General features: G+C 36.8%; 15 protein-coding genes and 1 riboswitch. Of the genes, 9 read left to right on the forward strand and 6 right to left on the reverse strand.

The genetic code is table 11. The features are described from left to right. Positions 1-81: 81 nt before the first annotated feature. A complete protein-coding gene (locus M2265_RS12285) occupies positions 82-714 on the reverse strand; it encodes a DUF6266 family protein (RefSeq protein ID WP_132772122.1) in 633 nt (210 codons plus the stop codon). Positions 715-1,375: 661 nt separating this feature from the next. Between M2265_RS12285 and M2265_RS12290 the strand changes: the two genes are divergently transcribed. The 3 genes from M2265_RS12290 to M2265_RS12300 all read left to right on the forward strand — a co-directional run bounded on the left by M2265_RS12290 (position 1,376) and on the right by M2265_RS12300 (position 4,995). Continuing rightward, positions 1,376-2,110, forward strand: a complete 735-nt coding sequence (locus tag M2265_RS12290; protein WP_132772121.1) for a class I SAM-dependent methyltransferase — start codon at positions 1,376-1,378, stop codon at positions 2,108-2,110. Between the two features lie 88 nt (positions 2,111-2,198). Continuing rightward, a riboswitch (SAM-I-IV-variant riboswitch) is annotated at positions 2,199-2,292 on the forward strand. A 35-nt stretch (positions 2,293-2,327) separates the two neighbouring features. Further along, on the forward strand, positions 2,328-2,591 hold the full coding sequence (locus M2265_RS12295) for a hypothetical protein (RefSeq protein WP_021189623.1): 264 nt from the start codon (positions 2,328-2,330) through the stop codon (positions 2,589-2,591). 319 nt (positions 2,592-2,910) lie between these two features. Further along, positions 2,911-4,995 (forward strand): alpha/beta hydrolase family protein, encoded by a 2,085-nt coding sequence (locus M2265_RS12300; RefSeq protein WP_132772120.1) that lies wholly within the window; start codon positions 2,911-2,913, stop codon positions 4,993-4,995. A gap of 40 nt (positions 4,996-5,035) precedes the next feature. On the opposite strand, the gene M2265_RS12305 is transcribed toward M2265_RS12300, so the two are convergent. Next, on the reverse strand, positions 5,036-5,989 hold the full coding sequence (locus M2265_RS12305) for an MlaD family protein (RefSeq protein WP_021189627.1): 954 nt from the start codon (positions 5,987-5,989) through the stop codon (positions 5,036-5,038). 69 nt (positions 5,990-6,058) lie between these two features. Next, positions 6,059-6,889: an N-acetylmuramoyl-L-alanine amidase family protein gene (locus M2265_RS12310; protein ID WP_232789198.1), complete on the reverse strand. Its 831-nt coding sequence runs from the start codon at positions 6,887-6,889 to the stop codon at positions 6,059-6,061. Between the two features lie 171 nt (positions 6,890-7,060). Here M2265_RS12310 and M2265_RS12315 point away from each other — a divergent pair, with 171 nt between their 5' ends. From M2265_RS12315 to M2265_RS12325, 3 genes are all read left to right on the forward strand, one after another. Next, positions 7,061-9,703, forward strand: coding sequence for a putative LPS assembly protein LptD (locus M2265_RS12315; RefSeq protein ID WP_243655477.1), 2,643 nt, complete (start codon positions 7,061-7,063; stop codon positions 9,701-9,703). Positions 9,704-9,805: 102 nt separating this feature from the next. Next, positions 9,806-11,068 carry a competence/damage-inducible protein A gene (locus M2265_RS12320; RefSeq protein WP_132772119.1) on the forward strand — a complete coding sequence of 421 codons (1,263 nt, stop codon included), beginning with the start codon at positions 9,806-9,808 and terminating at the stop codon, positions 11,066-11,068. A 107-nt stretch (positions 11,069-11,175) separates the two neighbouring features. Beyond that, positions 11,176-12,567 (forward strand): dihydrolipoamide acetyltransferase family protein, encoded by a 1,392-nt coding sequence (locus M2265_RS12325; RefSeq protein ID WP_132772118.1) that lies wholly within the window; start codon positions 11,176-11,178, stop codon positions 12,565-12,567. Positions 12,568-12,628: 61 nt separating this feature from the next. On the opposite strand, the gene M2265_RS12330 is transcribed toward M2265_RS12325, so the two are convergent. Continuing rightward, positions 12,629-13,984 (reverse strand): MATE family efflux transporter, encoded by a 1,356-nt coding sequence (locus M2265_RS12330; protein WP_132772117.1) that lies wholly within the window; start codon positions 13,982-13,984, stop codon positions 12,629-12,631. A 208-nt stretch (positions 13,985-14,192) separates the two neighbouring features. Between M2265_RS12330 and M2265_RS12335 the strand changes: the two genes are divergently transcribed. From M2265_RS12335 to M2265_RS12345, 3 genes are all read left to right on the forward strand, one after another. Continuing rightward, entirely contained in the window at positions 14,193-14,708 is a 516-nt protein-coding gene (locus M2265_RS12335) for a twin-arginine translocase TatA/TatE family subunit (RefSeq protein WP_132772116.1), read from the forward strand. 96 nt (positions 14,709-14,804) lie between these two features. After that, a complete protein-coding gene (locus tag M2265_RS12340; RefSeq protein ID WP_132772115.1) occupies positions 14,805-17,051 on the forward strand; it encodes a Tex family protein in 2,247 nt (748 codons plus the stop codon). Between the two features lie 63 nt (positions 17,052-17,114). Continuing rightward, positions 17,115-17,405 carry a hypothetical protein gene (locus M2265_RS12345; protein ID WP_132772114.1) on the forward strand — a complete coding sequence of 97 codons (291 nt, stop codon included), beginning with the start codon at positions 17,115-17,117 and terminating at the stop codon, positions 17,403-17,405. 98 nt (positions 17,406-17,503) lie between these two features. On the opposite strand, the gene M2265_RS12350 is transcribed toward M2265_RS12345, so the two are convergent. Beyond that, positions 17,504-19,390 (reverse strand): RagB/SusD family nutrient uptake outer membrane protein, encoded by a 1,887-nt coding sequence (locus M2265_RS12350; protein ID WP_132772113.1) that lies wholly within the window; start codon positions 19,388-19,390, stop codon positions 17,504-17,506. Between the two features lie 12 nt (positions 19,391-19,402). Beyond that, positions 19,403-22,624, reverse strand: coding sequence for a SusC/RagA family TonB-linked outer membrane protein (locus M2265_RS12355; RefSeq protein WP_206368692.1), 3,222 nt, complete (start codon positions 22,622-22,624; stop codon positions 19,403-19,405). Positions 22,625-22,810 lie beyond the last annotated feature (186 nt).

Raw genomic sequence — 22,810 nt, forward strand, 5'->3', positions numbered from 1 at the left:
TTTTAATATTGTCTGGAGTTAGGCTAAAAAATTTGGTTGTCTTATCCTATTTCAAAAAATAGACAAAATAAAGAATACTTTTTATACGCATCCTCCATATACAGAATCTGAGAATTTATCATGAAGCATATCGTAGAAACCGACATAGATATGCACCTGCTCCTCATCATTTGAAAATTGTGTATGTTCCCATACCATTTTACCCTCTGTTGAGATGGCTGTTCCTTCATTCAAAATACACGACTTTTCAATCACATATGCCAGCACAGCGACTGCCGCAGGATAACCCTTACAGGCATCAGTATTCCATTCAATATACAAACTATTGTCCCTACGTTCCACATTAATGAGCAGTGGCGGAACCATATCACCTCTAAACACCAGCACTTTTTCAGGATTAACATAGGGCATATTTTCGGCATCATAATCTAAGGCATTGTTGAGTAGATAGGACTGAGCCGTCTGAAAAGTTCCGACACGGCTACCTTTTGGTGCAAGATTTTTATAACCAAACGCGATCGGTGCTTTAAGATGACTTAGAAATTTGGATACCACTTTCATACGCATCCGGTTAATGATGGTCAACTTGCTAGGGGCTCTTTTTACCACTGCGGGTAGAGAACGAATAATGGTTTGATCATTTAATTCATAGCCAACAATACTTCCCACTTTACCCGAAAATGGTCCGTTTACTCCTGCTTTTAATATTGCCATAATGGTTTATTTATGTTGGAAATTGGTTAAGATATAAAGCTGTTATGACTGCGTTTGTATCTCATGAAGTTCTAATTTAATAATTAAAGTGATTTTAAACAAGTTTCAATTAGGATAAATAGTGGTTTTACACAGTTTTACCTCTATTAACCCTGTATAATTACTGTATAATACCTCTAATATATTATAACAATTCTAGAAGAAATATATAAGCAGATCCATATTGCTAGTTATCTCAATCTATCGTTATAATGACTACAAAATTACTTTCGTACTCTATATGGGACCTTACTTCAACTCAATACAATTTTTTATCAGACCCAGCACTGTTTTGAAATTGTTGATATTCTAACGAAGTCGCGAAAATATCATATCCAGTAACTGATTTTATCCTTTTTTTAAACGACTTTAGACAATACTAACCTTAACAAAAAACTAAATAATCGATATATAACAATTAATTATCTTGATCAATAACTTCTTAACACCCTGAAATATGCATTAGTTAATGCCCAAAACCTGCATATATTAAGATATGCAGAAACACGAAAAAGCGCCACGACATAAAAAATCTATATTTTTGGAATTGTTAAAATGGAAGTTTTCCACAAACTGATATTGGCAGTAATTTTGATCTCATATCAAAACAGCGAATAATAAGATGAAGCAAAACAAATATGATGATCCTAGCTTCTTTGAAAACTATGGAAAGATACAACGTTCTATAGATGGTTTAAATGCTGCTGGAGAATGGCATGTTTTACAGAGAATGTTACCCGATTTCCAGAATAAGAAAGTACTTGATCTAGGTTGCGGATATGGATGGCACAGTATTTATGCTAAGCAAAAAGGGGCTAAAAATGTAATTGGAATTGACTTATCTCAAAAAATGATTGATAAAGCAAAAGAGCATTCCAAAAACTTTGAAATTGAATATAAAAAAATGGCCATCGAGGATATTAATTTTGACTATGAAGAATTTGATGTCGTTATTAGTTCACTTGCATTCCATTACCTAAAAGATTTAAGCAGTGTTTTTATGAAAATAAATCAAATTCTTAAAAAAGGAGGAAGTTTTGTCTTTTCAATGGAGCACCCTGCTTTTACTTCAAGAGCTGAACAGGATTGGTTTAAGGATGAAAATGGAAATCGTCTGCATTGGCCGATGGACAATTATCAGGAAGAAGGTCAAAGAAACACTCGATTTCTTGGACACGAGGTAACTAAATACCATCGAAATTTAGAAACTATCATCAACACAGTTATTAAATCTAATTTTGATATTCAACAAATATCGGAATCCAAACCTTCAGAGGAAGTTTTAAAAATTTATCCGGAAATGAAAGACGAGATGAGAAGGCCAATATTTATTATAATTGCTGCCATAAAGAAATAATAATCGGATCGACATCATTCATAAAATTCTCATCATGAATTAATTATTTTAAAATAAATTTTGAAACAAAATAAAATCTACTAAATTTGTAGAGTATTCAGAATTGCACGTTGCAATACCAACCGAGTTACATAACCGCGGTGGTAAATTAATATGGGTTTCGACCAAAAATATCTGGATACAGTTTATGGTTTAATCCTTTAAATTTTTAAATTGTATGTCAACACCAAATCTTTATCAACATTTACTGGAAAAATTCAGTTATTATTCAATCAACGAACTGATACAGCTCAACAATGATACGGTATCGGAAAAAGGTTGGGGTTCTTCCAAATCTACATTCCGCACTGCGCTCATAAGTACTTTTTCTAAAAGAGGGCTAGATCTTTCCAACATCATTTCTAGAGAAGATGGTTTTACTTCCGTAAAGTATGTCGCAGTAAGATTAGAGGAAAATACGCTTATCCCGATTCTCCAATAAGAGCAAAGACAGCTTTAAAATTGCGTATTCACTCAGCGCTAAAAAGGTTAAATAGCCCTTCCTTTTTGAGCACTGAGTGAAGCTTTTTTTATCCAACTAATTCTATATAATTTTCAGTCACTAATATCAATGGTATGCTTTTTTTAATGCGTTAAGATAGTATTTTATAATTTCTCCAATTCCCTTCAATAGTTTAACACAAAGTGATATCGCGTCATTCTGAACAATTCCTTCACCTTGTTTTCTTTCTCCAATACTTTATTTAATATGTTAAATGATCTTAGATTTTGTATCTTGCCTGTTCATATTCGTATTCTTTATGAAAAAAAAATCTTTAATAACGCTTTCCATTTTATTATGCGCTTCGGCATCAATAGCTCAGGAAAACAAAGAAACCAAAATGGTTCTTAATATGGAAAACACCACAAAAGCACCATTAGATCCGCAGACACTTTGGAAATTAGGCCGAGTTTCTGGAGAAGGAATTTCAACAGATGGAAAAACTTTAATATATGGTGTCTCTAATTATGCTATAGAAACAAACAGTTCGGAAAAAAACCTTTACACATTATCCCTAGAAACAGGTAACACAGCTCCTCTAACAAGTGAAAAGGGCGGCGAGTCTGTTGTACAGATTACAGAAAATGGCGATATCATTTACTTGTTCAAAGGGCAACTTTGGAAAAAGAATAGATATAAAGGTGAAGCTATACAATTGACACACAGCGAAACTGATCTAGAAAATGTAAAACTCTCTCCAAATGGTCAATATATTTTATTTAGCAAAGCAGTTTTAATCAAAAAATATCACAGTACCGACAAATATCCTGATTTACCAAAATCTGACGCTTATGTTTTTGACAATCTTGACTACCGTCATTGGGACACGTTCAATAATGGAAAATTCAATCATCCATTTGTAGCCAGCTATAACAACGGTAAGATTGGCGAAGCAATTGATTTATTGCAGGATGAGCCTTTCTATAGCCCTCAAATGCCATTTGGCGGTTCTGAAGATTTTGAATGGACACCAGATAGTAAAGCTGTGCTATATGTCAGTAAAAAAAGGTTTGGAACAGCGTATGCCGTGAGTACAAATACGGATATCTACCGCTATGATCTTACTTCTAAGCAAACAACAAATCTGACTGAGGGTATGAATGGCTATGATACCAACCCGACTTACAGTCCAGATGGAACTAAGTTAACTTGGCTAAGTATGAAAAAAGATGGTTACGAAGCCGATAAAAATGATATCATTATTTTCGATAAAGCATCATCTCAGCGTTTAAATCTTACTGCACATTGGGACGGCACAGTAAACTCTTTCATATGGAGCAAGGACAATCGTAAGATTTATTTTGTGGCACCATCCAAAGGTACCGTACAACTTTTCGAACTGACTGTTCCTACTAATTTAAAAAACAAATCTTTAGCATCGATTAAACAAATCTCTGAAGGAAATTTTGATATCACAGGAATTGTGGGACAGGTAGCCAATCAGTTGATCGTAACATCAACAAAATTCACAAGAGCTACAGAGATTTACAAATATGACTTAGCGAATAAAACGTTAACGGCATTGACGACTGTCAATGATAAAATGTATGCTCATATCAGTGATAATAAAATTGAATCCAGAATTACAAAAGCTTCTGATGGCCAAGATCTTTTTTCTTGGGTAATTTATCCGCCAGATTTTGACCCAACAAAAAAATACCCAACGATTTTATATTGCGAAGGTGGCCCTCAGTCTGCACTGACCCAGTTTTACTCATTCCGTTGGAATCTACAGCTTATCGCTTCTCAAGGTTATATTGTGATCGCTCCAAATCGTCGCGGGATGCCTGGCTGGGGAGTCAAATGGAATGAAGCAATATCCAAAGATTGGGGCGGACAGCCTATACGGGATTATTTATCTGCCATTGATGATATTTCTAAAGAGAAATATGTAGATACAACACGTCGTGCTGCTATCGGTGCTAGTTATGGTGGTTATTCAGTATATATGCTAGCTGGAGTACATGAAAATAGATTTAAAACATTAATTGCACATAACGGCTTATTCGATATGAGAAGTTGGTATGGTACGACAGAAGAATTGTTTTTCGCGAACCACGAACTAGGCGGTCCTTATTGGGATAAAGCAAATGTAAAATCATATACCGAATTCAACCCTTCTGAATATGTTGACAAGTGGAATACACCAATATTAATCTTTCAAGGAGGTCATGACTACCGCGTGCCGATTGGCCAGGGACTAGGTGCTTTTGAGGCTGCACAATTGAAGAAAATCAAAAGTAGATTAGTTTATTTACCCGACGAAAATCACTGGGTGCTATCAGGGCATAATGCTCAGGTATGGCAAAGAGAATTTTTCGGATGGCTGAAAGAAACCTTATAAATTAAAAAGGCTTGAAGTTTACCTTCAAGCCTTTTTAATTTTATTTCTCCTGCTCTCCCTTTTTACCAAAGATGGAAAGCTTAATGTATTTTCCCGGCTTCTCTTTAATATCTTTCATCAGGTGATCAAGGCTTTCTGAAGCATTATTCAAATTATCATAGAGCTTATTATCATTGATCAATAATCCAATTGAACCCTGCCCTTTGTTGATCTTATCTACGATTGTTTGGAAGTCTGTCATAGCCATATTAGCTTTATCCATAGTTTGTTGGAAATCTAATTTAGCTGCTTTATCTGTTACAGTATTCAAATTGGACATGATAGCTGTGATCTGACCGCTATTATTTTTAAATGTATTGGTAATAACTTCAAGATTAGAGATAATCGTGGTTAATCTTTTACGTTCCGAACCAACCAGACCTTCTACATCTTTCGTAATTAGCTCCACATTTTTTAAAGATGTTGAAATACTATGAACACTTTGCTTAAAGTCTTCTTGAAATTGATCGTCCAAAACAGAATTGACAACTGTTAGTACAGAATCTAATTTTATGGTGATGGTTTCAACTCTTTTCTGAATAGGCTCTACTTTGTCCATTATATTTGCCTGAATACCTGAAGCTAATGTTTCACCATCTTTAGCCATTTCTGTACTATTGCCCATATCAAATACAATTGCTTTTCCACCCAGGAGATCTGTACTTGCTATACGTGCAACGGTATTTTTCGGAACTTTGTATTCGGCTTTAATTTTAAATTCTGTGAGAATGCTTCCATCTGGTTGCAATGTCATCTTAGAAACACGGCCAATCTGATATCCGTTCACTAATACAGGCTTAGAGGCTGTAAGACCATCCACTGCCTGATAAGATGTATAATAGGTATTATCACTGCTAAATACATCATTACCTTTTAAAAAGCTATATCCTATAAATAATAATGTTACTGCTATTACAGCTAAAATTCCGACTTTAGTCTCGTTTGATATTTTCAAAATAATATTTCCTTAAGGTGTTTTTATTGAACTCAATTTATCATTTAAACAAGACAATGGCAAATAAGTTTATCTTTCTACGCTTTTTTTGAATGCGCTGATTGCTGAGACTAAGTTTTGTACGATCTCACTTTGTCCTTCATCCGATAGCATATAGTCTTCTTCTGCACGATTATTTACAAAACCAATTTCGGTCAAAACCGCTGGCATTCCTGCTTCTGCTAATACTGCCAATCCCTGTTCAAGAATCCCTCGGCTTACTCTTCCTGATTTAACATATTCTTGTTGCATCAGATTTGCTAATTTGACACTTTTCTCGCGGTATTGATTTTTCATCAAAGAGAAGATGATATAACTCTCTGGATCTTTTGGGTCAAATCCCTGATAATTTTCTTTATAATTCTCCTCTAATAATAGGGACGCATTTTCACGAATGGCAGCAGTCTGCTCACCTAAGCGATGTGAACCTGATACAATTGTTTCTGTACCTCTTGAGGATCTTCCTGGTGCAGAATTACAGTGAATCGATATAAAAATATCAGCCTTCGCAGCATTAGCCATTCGGATACGCTTATATAAATCAATAAACTCATCTGTTCTACGGGTAAACATTACGCGTACTCCAGGCAACTGTCTTTCGATTTCTTTACCTAATTTCAAAGCCACCTCTAAAGCTATATTTTTTTCCAAAGAACGTGATCCTTTGGCTCCGGAATCCCTCCCACCGTGGCCGGCATCAATTACAATTGTTTTAATTTGATAATCCTGGGGTGGAGTAACATGCGCTTTAGAAATAGTATTGCTTGGAGGAGTAGCACTCGTCAAAACCATAAATAGAAAAATCGCTGGAGCTAAAAAAAATATAAGTTTCCGCTTTCTAATATTCAAATCTAATTTCATGTATATTTTTTTTGATTTCTGTAATTTAATAACAAAATGTTATGAGTAATATTGTGGTACAAAAATAGGAAATGTTAATCTCGTTAAAAAACATCACTTTCTATTTGTTTTTGACTAATTTTGTCAAGCTTAGTTTAAATATTTTTACAAAAATAACATTTGTCTTTAATTTTGAAGTCGTTAACACACATTTTAACAATATTTCTTATTCTTTCGCTAAGTGTTTCTGCAACATTTTCGCAAGAAAAAACCCCCGTAAAGACAACGTCAAAGAGTCTAAAAGACTCTGTTTCGGTCAAAGGAACAACTGATTCCGTTCGTGTTAAACGAGATTCTACAATTATCGGCAAAGACAGTACCAAAAATAAGGGTGGATTGCAGGCGGAGGTCAGTATCATCGCCAGAGATTCACAACGTACGGAAGTCGATAAAAATATAAGTCACTTATATAGAGGTGCTAAAGTTAAGTATCAAGATTTTGAACTATCTGCCGATTATATTCGATTAGACCGAAATAAAAAACAAATATTTGCATCAGGTATTATCGACCATAATGGCAAGTATGTAGGGCGTCCTATTGTAATGACTGGAGCTGAAAGTCCTAAAACGGTCGACTCCCTCCTATATGATTACGAAAAACAAGAGGGTAATACCTACGGAATCATGACTGATGTAGAAGGAGGTTATATCCAGGCAAAGGTAGTTCGTAAGAATATTTACGATGAAATGTCGCTGTATCATGGACTGTATAGTACCTGTAATCTTCCAGAACCACACACACACTTCGGGATTTTTCTCAGCAAAGCTATTGTGACTAAAAACCAAATTATCGCAGGTCCATCCTATCTCGTATTACAGAACATCCCTTTAAAATTTATCGGTTTCCCGTTTGCCTTTTTCCCTAAACCGGACAAAAGATCTTCAGGTTTTTTATTTCCGTCATTTGGAGAAGACTATACCCGTGGATTTGCCATGCGTGACATCGGTTGGTATCTAGCTTTCAATGATTATTGGGATAGTGAAGTTCGAGGAAGCTTATATTCGAAAGGATCATGGGAAGCATCGATCAATACAAGATATACGGTCAACTATAAATATAATGGTGGATTCAATATCCGTTATGCCTCAACCAAAGCCGGAGTTGAAGGAACAGATAATTATGGGACTAACAAAGATTTCAATGTTACTTGGAACCATACACAGCGTCAGGAAGCAAATCCGGGAACCTCTTTTTCAGCAAATGTGAATTTTGGAACGGGATCATATTTTAGAAATACAGGTGCAAACGGAACCAATACGTATAACGATATCACCAAAAATAACATGTCTTCCTCCATTAGTTATGGTCGTGTATTTGCTGACGGAAAAGTTAACTTTACCTCGAGTCTGAGCCATCGCCAGGACATGAGTACAGGCAATGTCTATTTGCAACTTCCTAATTTCAGTTTAAACGTTTCTTCTTTCAATCCTTTTGATTCTAAAGACCGTGTAAATGAACAAAAGTGGTACCAACGTATCAACGTAGGATATAGTCTACAGGGAACTAATACCTTAAATACTGGCGACTCAACCTTATTTTCAAAACAGACCTTAAAACAATTTACAAACGGTTTTCAACATAATATCCCGATCAGTTTATCCCTAAATGTTAGTCATTTCCAATTCAACACAAGTGTGAATTACACGGAAAGATGGTATTTACAGAGTACCCGTCAGCGAATGGAGAATACCAAAGAAGGTTATGTTGCGGCCAAAGATACAGTACAAGGATTTAAAAGGGCTTATGATTATTCTGTATCAACCGGAGTATCTACCAAAATCTATGGTATGTATCCAAAAATCGGTAAAATACAGGCTATAAGGCATGTCATCACCCCATCTGTCAATTTAAACTACAGACCTGATTTTTCTGATTCGAAATATGGCTTCTATAAAAATTATGTTGATCAATATGGTATGTTAAACCAGTACTCTATTTTTCAGGATAATGTGTACGGCTCACCTTCGGCAGGTAAATCTATGGGAATCGGTTTCTCTGTTGATAATAATATCGAAGCAAAAGTAAAGAGTAAATCGGATACCACAGATGGTGGGTTTAAAAAGATTCCGATCCTACAGGGTTTATCATTTAGTGGAAACTACAATTTTGTGGCCGATTCCATGAAATTATCACCCATCTCTTTCTCTGGAAGAACTGCCGTATTTGGTGAAAAAATTAACATTAACTTCAACGGAACATTAGATCCCTATGCAATTGATCAAGCAGGACAACGCTATAACAAATATATGTTCAGTGATGGTAAACTTGCACGTTTGACCAATTTCGGTCTTTCATTTGATTATAGTTTCAATCCAAAGGCCTCAAAAAACAGAAATAATAACATCGATTCTTTACGTAACCAAATGGGAGCCAATATGACTCCGGAACAGGCACAGGCTCTATCCCGCATCAGTGCCGACCCGAATGCGTTTGTGAATTTCAATATACCTTGGAACTTAGCCGGATCATTTAGTTTCCAATATTCTAAGCCAGGTCATGTTTCGACCATCACGAGCACGGTAAATATTCATGGTGATTTTAGTTTAACGCCGAAATGGAAAGTAACCTTTAACTCGGGCTACGATCTAAAAGCAAAAGAGATATCGTTGACACAGTTTAATATCTATAGAGACCTTCACTGTTGGGATATGGCAATTGGATGGACACCTTTTGGAAGATACCAAAGTTATAACATTACGATAAGAGCTAAATCTTCAATCCTGCAAGATTTAAAACTTTCGAAAAGGAATAGTTCAGGTGGCAGTTATTTTTAATAACTGCTTTTTTTTAACATTTTTAATTGACCTAAAAGATTCAACGTTGAAATTCGGTAGCTTTTGCTCGCAACACCAGTACGTTTCTTTTATTATATATCCATGAAAGCACAAATTATAACCATAGGAGATGAAATCCTGATCGGTCAAATTATTGATACCAATTCAGCCTGGATAGCGACTCAGCTTCAAAACAATAATATTTCCGTAACACAGATTCTTTCGATCTCGGACAAAGAGGAAGCTATTTTCAATGCATTATCCAATAGTCAGGATCAGGCGGATGTTGTACTCATTACAGGGGGATTAGGTCCTACGAAAGATGATATAACCAAGCAAACTGCGACGAAGTATTTTGATACTTTCCTTCAACGCGATGAAGAGGTCTTACAGCATGTAACGCAATTTTTTGAAGCTCGTGGAAAAGAAATGCTGGAAATCAACAGACAGCAAGCGGATGTGTTAAAAGGATGTACTATCCTGTTCAATCAATACGGTACTGCTCCGGGTATGCTCATAAAAAAAGGTGATACCGCCTATATCTTTATGCCTGGTGTTCCATTTGAAATGAAGCATCTCATGAACACACAAGTATTACCCATACTTTGCAAACAAGATAACACAACCTATCTGGCTCAAGAGAATATTATCGTTGGAGGAATTGGTGAATCTTATCTCGCTGAAAAAATAGCGGATCTAGAATCTGAATTACCCGCACATATTAAACTCGCTTACTTGCCCACCCTTGCCTTTGTTAGGTTACGGCTATCTGGAACTGGCTCTCATAAAGACGACATTACAAAAGAAACAAAAGAATTCGCAAGTAAGCTGATCGACAGACTTGCTGATCATGTCATTGCAAATCATGACACCTCAATAGAAAAGTTTTTAATCCAGAAATTTATTAGTCACCGGTTAACGTTAACAACAGCAGAAAGCTGTACTGGAGGCAGTCTTGCCGCTATGATCACTGCGGTGCCTGGCTGTAGTGCGATGTATGTGGGTGGTACCGTTCCTTATTCGAATAAGCTAAAGCAACAGCTTTTGGATGTTCGAGAAGAAACGCTGAGTCAATACGGAGCCGTAAGTGAACAGACCGTTATTGAAATGGCTCAAGGTGCTAAATATAAGTTTGATACAAACTATGCAGTTGCAACCAGTGGAATTGCAGGGCCAACAGGAGGTACTCCTGAAAAGCCTGTAGGTACAGTTTGGATCGCAATTGCCGGTGAAAAAGAAACCATTGCCAGAAAGTTCCAATTTCAAAATGACAGAACGATAAATATCGAACGAACCAGACAATTAGCGCTTTTCATGCTTTGGCAATTACTTGTCAAAGAACATCAGATAGGCATTGATTTGTAAAATATTATTCCGCAAAAGTTGATTTATCAAAAATTATATTTTACTTTGTAAAATATAAACCTTAAAATAACTAACTTAGTATTTAAAAGGATTGCAGTTGAATTATTATGGCATTATATAAATTATTACTTCCTAAAATGGGGGAAAGTGTATCTGAGGCTACTGTAACAAAATGGTTAAAACAACCAGGTGATACCATTAGTGAAGATGAAGCAATTTTAGAAATAGCAACTGATAAAGTCGATTCGGATGTACCTTCTCCAGTAAAAGGAATATTAAAAGAACAACTTTTTTCAATTGATCAAGTTGCACAAGTAGGTGATATAATTGCCATTATTGAGATCGAAGGTGACCAAGATGGAATAGAATCTCCAACAGTAGATACGCAATCAGTATCAGAGAAAAATCAAGACAAAATAGAAGTTGCTCCGACGACGATTCAGATTGAAGATAAAAAAATAGAAATACCAGGATTAAATCAGATTCAACCTGCTATTGAAAATCATCAGTCCAGCATTCATAATGGAATTAGATTCTATTCTCCTTTAGTCAAAAATATAGCTTCTCATGAAGGCCTAAGTCAACAAGAGTTAGATCAGGTGGTTGGAACAGGTTCTGAGGGACGTGTAACCAAAGAAGATATTTTAAAATATGTAACACGCAAAAGAGAGCAGACTGGTACTGATTATACTAGCACAAGTGCACCTCAACCAGTAGCAACTGTTGTTCCCGAGAAAAAAGAACAGTATGCTACAACTCCAGTTGAAACTGCTCATACTATAAATTCAGGCGGGGATGAAATCATCGAGATGGACCGTATGCGCAAGATCATCGCAGATCATATGGTGAAAAGTGTACAGACTTCACCACATGTATGCTCTTTTGTGGAAGCAGATGTTACTAATTTGGTCAACTGGCGCAATAAGGCGAAAGAGGTGTATAAAAAGAGAGATGGCGAAAATATCACCTTCACTCCTATTTTTATTGAAGCAATCGCTAAAGCGCTAAAAGATTTCCCTATGGTCAATATTTCTGTTAATGGGAATCATATTATCAAAAAGAAAAATATTAACATTGGAATGGCCGCCGCACTTCCAAATGGTAATCTAATTGTTCCTGTAATCAAAAATGCAGATCAATTAAGCTTAGTGGGACTTAGCAAATCTGTCAATGATCTGGCTAATCGCTCACGTGCTAACAAGTTAAAACCTGATGATACCCAAGGTGGGACATTTACCTTTACTAATATTGGTGCTTTTGGAAATATCATGGGTACCCCCATTATCAATCAGCCTCAAGCAGCTATTCTGGCCGTTGGTACTATTAAAAAGAAACCTGCTGTTATTGAAACAGAACATGGTGATCTAATTGGTATCAGACAGATGATGTATCTTTCGCTATCTTATGATCATCGTGTCATAGATGGGGCATTGGGAGGAACATTTTTGAAAAGAGTGGCCGATTATTTAGAGAACTGGGATATTAATCGCGAAATCTAACGGTTATATAACATATTAAAAAAAAGGCTTCTTTTAAATTAAAAGAAGCCTTTTTTTTATGCTAAGCATTCAAATGTTTATGAATTACAATACGGTAACGCCAGTATAATAAAACAGACGATGTGAGCAAGCCCAAAGTTAAACCATACCAGATTCCTTCTACGCCCATTCCTAAATGAACTCCCATAAAATATCCACTTGGCAATCCAATAATCCAATAGGCAATAAAAGTGATTATTGTCGGGATATTGACATCCCCCATACCTCTTAATATGCCTAAACCTACAACCTGAGTTCCATCAAAAAGCTGAAATAATCCAGCTATAATCAACAAATGAGCTGCAATAGTAACGACTGCCATGTCCTGTGTAAAAATAAAAGGAAGATAGTTATTAAAGATAGCAAAAAGTGAAGCCGTCAGTGTCATAAATACTAAAACCAATTGATAAGAGGAAACTGCAAAACGCTGTAAACGAAAGAAGTTTTTGTTACCAAAGCTATTCCCTGTTTTAATAGTTGCAGCCGCCGCAATTCCACTTGCCATCATATAAGTCATAGCAGCTAATTGAATAGCAACCTGATGTGAAGCTTGCTCAACAGCACCAATAGTACCAGCAATCAATGAGGCCCCTGCAAATGCGCCGATTTCAAAAACATATTGCATGGCAACAGGTGCTCCTATTTTTAAAATTTTTCGAACCCGGATAAGATCAACAGCCCATAGTTTAAATTTACTGATATAAGGCTGAAAATAAGAAGATCTCATAACATAGAACAACATGACGACCATCATCATAATACGGTCGATCAACGTACTGTATCCTACCCCACTGACGCCCATAGGTTTGATACCAAACATTCCTTTAACAAAAATAACAGCCAAGATAATGTTGAGAACATTGCCCCATATAGTAATATTCATGGCTTGTTTAGTAAAACCTAAACCTTCAGCAAATTGCTTAAATGCACTGAAAATCATCAAAGGAAAGATAGATAAACTCAGAATAAGTAAATAAGGCTTCGCCTCTTTTACCACCGCAGGATCTTGGTCTAGATGATCAATAGCCAACATAGAACCAAAATATACGAGGCAAAATAAGAGTATCCCTGCTATGGCATTCATCCAAATACTATTCGAAAGCAACTTGGCACATTCTTCTTTATTACCACGTCCATTTTCCTGCGCAATTAATGGGGTAATTCCGTAAGCAATACCCAAACCAATAACCATAACGACCATAAAGACCGCATTGACCAATGATACCGCAGCCAAAGGAACTGTACCTGCAAAATGCCCTACAATGACACTGTCTGCCATATGTACCATGGTATGACCAAGTTGAGAGATCACAACTGGTCCTGCCAGTATAAAAGTGCTCCAATAATAAGGCTTGTAAGATTTTAATCGCTTCAACATATTTTCCCGCTACTTAATTTGAAAAGATTCCAAAAGTACGAGATTTTTCCCAATCCTACATTTCTTATCTATCAATAAATCATAATGAAAATGTCAAATTAGCACACTAAATTTTTACAATTGAAATGTTAATATTTCCTTAAACACTATTTCATTTTTAAAATATTGCTGTAACTTAGCATTTATAATTTATTAAAACGATAGTAAAATGTACAGTCAAATATTTGCATTTCTTAACATAGGAACATCAGAAATGATGTTGATTCTGGTTATCGCTCTTTTATTATTTGGGGGTAAAAAACTTCCTGAATTGGCAAGAGGTCTAGGGCGTGGGATCAGAGAGTTTAAAGATGCTTCAGAAGGTATCAAAAGAGAAATTTCCGATCAAATTAATAATTTCGAAAAAGACATTGATTTAAAAATAGAGGAAAATCCTTTGGCAGAAGCTCAAGCAGCAGAACAAAAAGTAAAAGAAGAAGCTGAAGCTGAAAACAAAGAAGAATCCGAAAAGAAGACGCCTCAGTTTACAGCACCTGAAGGTACTATGCAGTATAGCCGTCAGCCTGAATATGGTGAAGAGCCAAATCATTTTCAATATGGTTACAACGATCATTTTGCAGATAACGGACAAACAGAGGCAACTGAGGATAATACAACTGAATCTATTGAAAAAACAGCAGTTGATCCAGCTAAAAAAGCAGAAGAACCTTCTAAAGAAGCATAAGTTTAAGCCTATTATTTTCAATAAGATATCGTCAAATAAAGCTGTTGGATTATTTCCAGCAGCTTTCTATTTTAATAAATATTACATTCCCTATTTATGACACACGAAATTATAGTTTCGAAGGAATTAGCGATTAGCGAAAAACAAGTACAAACAACAATCGGATTATTAGATGAAGGTGCTACTGTACCCTTTATCTCACGTTATAGAAAAGAGATGACGGGCAGTCTAGATGAAGTACAAATTACGACCATCCGTGACCGTATTCAGCAATTACGTGACTTAGATAAAAGAAGAGAAGCCATCTTAAAATCCATCTCAGATCAAGGAAAATTAACTCCAGAACTAGCGTTAAAAATCCAGAATGTAGAGACGATGGCAAATCTAGAAGACATTTACCTTCCCTATAAGCCTAAGCGTAAAACACGTGCAAGTATGGCCAGAGAAAAGGGACTGCAACCGCTTGCTGACCTGCTATTAGCGCAGGAACGTACAGATTTCACCGATTTAGCGGCATCACTTATTGATGAAGAAAAAGGTGTTAACTCGATCGATGAGGCACTATCAGGTGCCCGCGATATTATTGCAGAGACTATTGCTGAAAATGCTGAAGTAAGAGATAAAGCGCGTAAAATATTTGTGGGCAAAGGTCAATTTGTATCTCGAGTAGTTCCAGGAAAAGAAGAAGCTGCATTAAAATATAAAGATTATTACGAATGGTCAGAATCATTAAAAAATGCACCTTCACATCGTGTCTTGGCCATGCGACGTGGTGAGAAAGAGGAATTTCTTTATTTAGATATCGAAGTTGCTGAAGAAGAAGTTATTCCTGCAATTGACCACATTTATATCAAAGCGAATAATGAAGCAGCTGCGCAAGTTCGCTTAGCCTTAACAGATAGCTTTAAGAGACTATTAAAACCTTCTATGGAAACTGAAATTCGAGTTTTGACACGTCAGAAAGCAGATGAAGAAGCAATCAAAGTATTTGCAGATAATGTACGTCAACTACTTTTGGCGGCCCCATTAGGACAGAAAAGAATTTTAGCAATCGATCCTGGATTTAGAACGGGTTGTAAAACTGTCGTTTTGGATCAGCAAGGTGCTTTACTAGAAAATACTGCTATATTTCCACATAGTGGTGCCGGAGGTCTAGCAGAAGCAACGCGTACTATACCTTACTTAGTAAAAAAATATGATATCGAAGCCATTGCTATCGGCAATGGTACAGCAGGTCGGGAAACAGAAGATTTCGTCCGTAAACTGAATCTAGATCAAGTTACTATTGTGATGGTTAATGAAAGTGGCGCTTCTATTTATTCTGCATCAGAAACTGCACGAGATGAATTCCCGGATCAGGATATCACGGTGCGTGGCGCTGTCTCTATTGGTCGCAGGTTGATGGATCCGTTAGCAGAGTTAGTGAAAATCGATCCAAAATCGATCGGTGTAGGACAATATCAACATGACGTTGATCAAAACAAATTACAGAGCTCACTAGACGATACAGTTATGAGCTGTGTGAATAATGTAGGTGTTGAATTAAATACCGCATCAAAACAAATTCTAGCTTACGTATCTGGTTTAGGTCCTGCTTTGGCACAATCAATCATCAATTACAGAAAAGAAAACGGACCTTTCAAATCACGTCGTGAATTGAAGAAAGTACCTAGGTTGGGAGATAAAGCTTTTGAACAGGCCGCCGGATTTTTACGAATCCGCAATGCTGAAAATCCTTTAGATGCATCAGCAGTACATCCTGAACGCTATAAATTAGTCGAGCAAATGGCTAAAGATCTTAAAACAAGTGTTCATGAGCTGTTGAGTAATGCCGAACTAAGGAAAACAATACCACTAAAAAATTATATTTCAGATGAAGTTGGTCTTCCGACACTGAATGATATTATCGCCGAATTGGCAAAACCAGGACTGGATCCACGTGAAAAATTCGAAGCTTTCGCTTTTACTGATGGTGTAAATGCAGTATCGGATTTAAGGGTAGGAATGAAATTACCTGGTATCATCACTAATATTACCAATTTTGGTGCTTTCGTTGATATTGGCGTTCACCAAGATGGACTGGTACATTTGAGCCAACTGTCGAACCGTTTTATTTCTGATCCGCACGAAGTAGTAAAAGTACAACAACATGTAGAGGTTACAGTAACCGAAATTGATGAGAAAAGAAATCGTATCGGCCTTTCTATGAAAACAAATGACGCAACCTCATCACCAAAACAGAAGCGTGAGCCAAAAAGTTTTCACAACAAAGAGCGAAAAGAAAAAGAACCTGAGAATGATATGGCTTCAAAATTAGCCGCATTAGCAAGCAGATTTAAATAATATAAAAGGGTGATTTTAATAAAATCACCCTTTTATGTTGACATTATTCATTATTTTAGAAGCATGTTAACATTTGAAAAATTTTCATCTTCCACCGTATTGGCAGTTCCACCGTCTGAACTTTCTATATGGCTCGAATCACTTTGGTGGGATAAAAAAGGTGATTGGCAAAAAGCCCATGATTTAATCGATCATCTACAAGATTCAAAATCGGCACATGTGCATGCTTACCTACACCGTAAAGAAAAAGATCTTTGGAATGCACGCTACTGGTATAACCGTGCTAAGAAACCTGAATTTATAGGCTCACTTGACGACGAATGGGAACAATTGGTTCGCATTCATTTATTTTAACAAAAAAAAGGTTATCTCAAATAAGCACGATGAAACTTTTATAATTAAAGTCATGACTTACTCAAGATAACCCCATTTTATTAATTAGCTAATTAAAACTAGTAACCCGGGTTTTGAATCAACTTGGTATTTCTATTCATTTCATCTCGGTGAATGGATATGAAATACATTTTATCCAACCAATTTCTATTTTCTATCCCAGGTGCAATTGTATTCACTTTATAGGAGTAGCTATAATTGTCTGTATTATATTGGTAAAGACTCACAAGCTTACCCGCTTTTAAAGTCCCAAAAATATTAATTAAAGTAACTTGTCTCCCTATCGTTTCCTTGGCATTCATCCAACGGCGTGTATCAAAGAAGCGGTGTTCCTCATAAGCCAATTCAACACGTCTTTCATTACGGTACCGATCTTTTAATTTTTGTCCAGATTCATCGTTATCAATTCCAGGCATTCCGGATCTGAACCTAATTTTATTGAGCCAAGTACGTGCTTCAGCATCCTCTCCCAATTCAAGACAAGCTTCTGCATAATTCAGTACGACTTCAGTATAACGGAGTACTGGCCACGGCACACGTTGTCTGGTATTCTGATCAACAATTCTCGGGTCCGCATCTACAAATTTTCGCATATAATAACCTGTATAGCTTCCATTCCAATCTTCAACCGGAGAATTACGCGTATCTAATCCATACTGGATGACTTTCGCTCCCTTATCATTGATTACCTCATATTGACCTGTTTGGATTTGATTCGCAGGATCTCTCTTCTTAACATCATCTGTTCTTGGTTTCCAAGTAGCACCGTCATATAATATAGAAGCACCAAGGCGAGGATCACGATTGTTATATATACTGTCTGTGTGAACAGAATTATTCCAATTAAATTTTTCACCGGACAGGGTCTCATAATCATCTACCAGTAATTGCGTAGGACTATTTCCTGCCCAGTTATGATAGCCATTAGGTCCATTGTTACGCCCTACATAAGCCCCACCTTCATCTTTCAAGTCATTAAAGAATCTTCCTAAAATTAAATCCCGTTTTGCATCAGCATCGGCAATTTTTGAATTACCCGCCATCGCTAAAGCGATATAATTTGCACGTCCATCAGCTGGCGTTTCTTTCTTAGATAAATCTAACTTATATGCAAATTCTGCTTTATCCAGCACAGCCTTTGCCGCTGCTTTAGCTTTTTGCCATCTCTCTGTACGATTTCCAGATACATAACCTAGTAGTTCTGGGTTAGCATATGCTGATATAGTTGAAGATTTGGTCTTTGCCGTTGGTACATCATGCAAATCGGAAGCTGCATATAGTAACACACGAGCTTTTAGAGCTAAAGCTGCCGCCTCACTGGTACGACCATCTACTTTTGCCACCCCGCTTAATAAAGTAGCTGCCTGTTCGCAATCTTTAACAATGAAATTGACGCATTCTTCATACGTATTTCGAGCAGCAGTATAATCCGTATCTTCAAGCGTATAAATCTTGGTAATCAATGGAATTGCACCATAAAAACGCAAAAGTTGCTGATAGTAATAGGCTCTTAAGAAATAAGCCTCTCCCAACATCTGTTTCGCTAGCGCTTCATTATTGAATTTTGGCGTAATAAGATTTTCGATCGCAATATTAGTCGCGCGGATACGCTTGTACATATTCCCATACTCATATGAATCAACAATCCAGCCCTGATCCGCTGGATTAGACCTACTCTCCGTAATGGTATTGATTCCTCTACCCGGATGGGTAAACATCGACTCGTCTGTCAACGAGGCTAACATCTGTTCGTTAAAACCTCCCTGTCCAAATCCATTATATAGATCATTTACAAATGCCTGAGCGAGTCCTGCATCTGTCCATACAAGCTCTTTTGGAACCTCTGCCAATGGTTTGGTATTGACAAAATCATCATTACAGCTGGCAAATAATCCTGTAAATAATAATGCAGAAATCGGTATATAAAATAATTTTATTGTTTTCATAATGATAGCGAATTAAAAAGATAAAAGTATCCCTGTGTTGATTAATCGAGCTTGAGGATAGTAATGTCCTAAAGTATTAGTCGATTCAGGATCATACATTTTCAATTTGGACCAAGTAACTAAGTTCATACCGCTCGCATAAACTCTAAAACTTGAAATACCTAAGCGTTCCACAAGTTTCGCACTTAGATTATATCCTATTTCCACATTTTTTAGACGCAGGTAATTGTTTGAATGCAACCAATAGGTATTGTCTTTGGAATAATACTGATCAGAACGATCGGTGATACGCGGATGTTCAGAACTAGGATTATCGATCGTCCATCTATTTTCGTAAAATTCATGTAAGTAATTACCAATTGCACCAGATTCATCTGTCGCTATCCGAACTTCTCCACCCATAGCCCCTTGAAATAAGATGGATAGATCAAAATTCTTATACCGTAATCCCAGATTCAAACCACCTTGAAAAGTTGGATTCGTATTCTTATTTGTCCGCACACGATCATCCGGCGTAATCTTTCCGTCTCCATCATAATCTTTATACTTCATATCACCAGGTCTTAGATTATTCGTAATTGCCGAGTAATCCAAGGTATTAGAGTTGATCTCTTCCTGACTTTTAAATACACCATCATATTGATAATACAACCCGGAATTGATCACTCTACCAGTTGTCTGCTGCCAAGATGGTGCTCCAGCAGCTTCATCCCAGAATACAATTTTATTTTTAGCATACCCGCCATTGATGGAAGCACTATATCCCCAATCGCCTTTCTGATCGCGATAACCTAAATTAAACTCCCATCCTTTGTTATCAACTTTGCCGATGTTCTCAGCAGGTAACGTCATACCCGTACTTTGAGGAATAGATGCATTACGTCTCCATAGGATTGAGTTTCTTCTATTTTTAAAAACATCAAACTCAAAGTTAATCTTACCCCCTAAAAGCTGCGCATCAATACCTAAATTATAATTATTAGCAACCTCCCAAGTAATGAAATTATTTGGGACACGGCTTTCGTATAGGGTTTTAATCATTTCATCGCCAAGAATATAAGATCCAAATTTATAGGTGGAGAAGAATTGATATTCTTGTAGGAGATCATCATAAAAGACATTATCATTTCCCATCTGACCATAAGATGCTCGTATCTTAAAATAATTAATGGCTTTTATATTATCCTTCCAAAATCCTTCTTCTGAAGCGACCCAACCTAACATCGCCCCTGGAAAAAATCCATAACGCGTTTTCTCCGGGAACATATAAGAACCATCATAACGCCATAGCAACTCAGCAATGTACTTCGATTTATAATTGTAATTGATCCTTCCAAAATAATTCAATCTTGCACGCTCCCATGCACTACCGTCATTATTCTTCTCGGCATCACCACCAGCAAACAGATAATCGACCTTATCCGATAAGAAATAGCGTCGATAAGCGGAGAAGTTATCATTTTGGATTGTTTCTCTGTTTACCCCAGCTAGTATATTGAACGTGTGATCACCAATGACCTTATCATAAGTCAGCACACCGCCCAGCAATATATTCAACTGATCTTCATCAGATTGGTTTAACCGTGGATCTGCCGGACCTCTTTTGCCCGCTACCAATTGTGGAGTTACTCCATCAGCTTCATAAGCTCCCTGCCAAGTATACAGGTACCACGGCGTCTCCCAACGTTTAATTTTCTTAATGTATTTATCGACAGCTGCATTACCAGAAAACTTCAAGCCTTCTATCCAAGGAATTGTAATATCAATCTGTCCATTGGTTTGAAAGTAATATCTTTTATCGCGTTCATACCCTGTTTCGTTAGTCGTGATCACCACAGGATTTTCACCATTTTCAATGTCAGGCCCAGGCATTCCATTTGGCCAATAAGCAGGTTGTGTAGGATTACCCCGCATCAACATTCTAAAAATAGTACCGGCTCCTTTAGTTGGGAAATTTCTATTTTCTTGACGCCCTAAAACTCCAAATTTGGTTGTGATGTATTTACTTATCTTGGCATCCAAGTTAATTCTTAAGTCATATTGTTTATATCCGGTTGCAGATTTTTTATAATAGGCATCTTGATTCTGATATCCAATTGAGGTTAGATATTTCACCGCATCATTTCCTCCGGTAATCTGTACATTATGCTTCTCTTGAGGAGACCAATTCTTTAAGGTTTCCCCATACCAATCTGTATTAGGATGTCCCCAGGGATCACTGCCATCTTTAAATAATTGAACATCTTCTGGTGTAAAAGGAGCGGAAACAGCTGTATTGTTTGGACGGATAAAAGTACCGGTTGTTTTGAAGGCATTTTGTGCCGCAGCCCACTCTGCTACCGGTAATTTATAAATCTCGAGTTCATTTCGCAATTCGGAGTATTCAACGGCATCTGTCAATTTTGGAATGACCGTCGGTTGTGAAAATCCCTTATTAAAATTATACGATAATTTAGGTTTTCCGTTTGTTCCCCTTTTTGTCGTTACCAAAATAACTCCATTTGCCGCTCTGGCACCATAAATGGCTGCAGAGGCATCTTTTAAAACTGAAATATTATCAATATCTGCCGGATTTAATCTTTCAAAACCACCTTGGCGTGCCGGAATTCCATCAATAACAATTAGTGGACTCGAATTTCCTAAGGTATTGGTTCCGCGGATACTTATAGTTGACCCATCATAGCCGGGTTCTGCAGATCCATTCGTCGCAATTACCCCCGGCACCCGGCCTGCTAAGGCATTGGAAACATTGAGAGCTGGTGACTTTGATAGTTCAGAACCTTTTACAGCGACTACAGATCCTGTAACAGTTTCCTTCTTTTGCACCCCATAACCAACCACAACCACTTCTTCTAGGTTGGCGCTGGAACTAATGAGACTCACCATAATGCTGGTTCTTCCTTTAACTTCTTCATCTGTAGAAGTCATTCCGATCATTCGAAAATTCAACTTTCCGTCACTTGGAACATTTGTCAAAACGTACTCCCCTTTTTGATTTGTCTTGGTAGCGATATTTGTCCCTACAACAGATACAGTGACACCCTCAATTGGTGAACCATCATCTGTATTAGTGACAATGCCACTAACTGAAATCTTTTCTTGAGTCGAACTCATAAAAGTTAAACTCTTTGGATTTGCAAGCACTGGTGATTGGCAGATTGTAGATAAAGAGACGATAGCTCCCATCCAAAAGGCTTTCTTCCATTGCTGTTGACCTAAATTAAGATTGCTCATAATTTTTTAGTTTGGTTTAAAATAGTTGATGTTAATTAAATTAGGTAAACAGACTGTTTCTATTGGAAGTATACCAATAGTCTATTAAACAAGACCGTTATTTAATTTAATCGGTTTAAATTGGTAATGTATACAAAACACTAAGGCTGTATTATGTACACCAACTAAGTTATATCAAATTAAAGT

Origin of the sequence: Sphingobacterium kitahiroshimense (assembly GCF_025961315.1) — a bacterium.
Taxonomy (GTDB): domain Bacteria; phylum Bacteroidota; class Bacteroidia; order Sphingobacteriales; family Sphingobacteriaceae; genus Sphingobacterium; species Sphingobacterium anhuiense.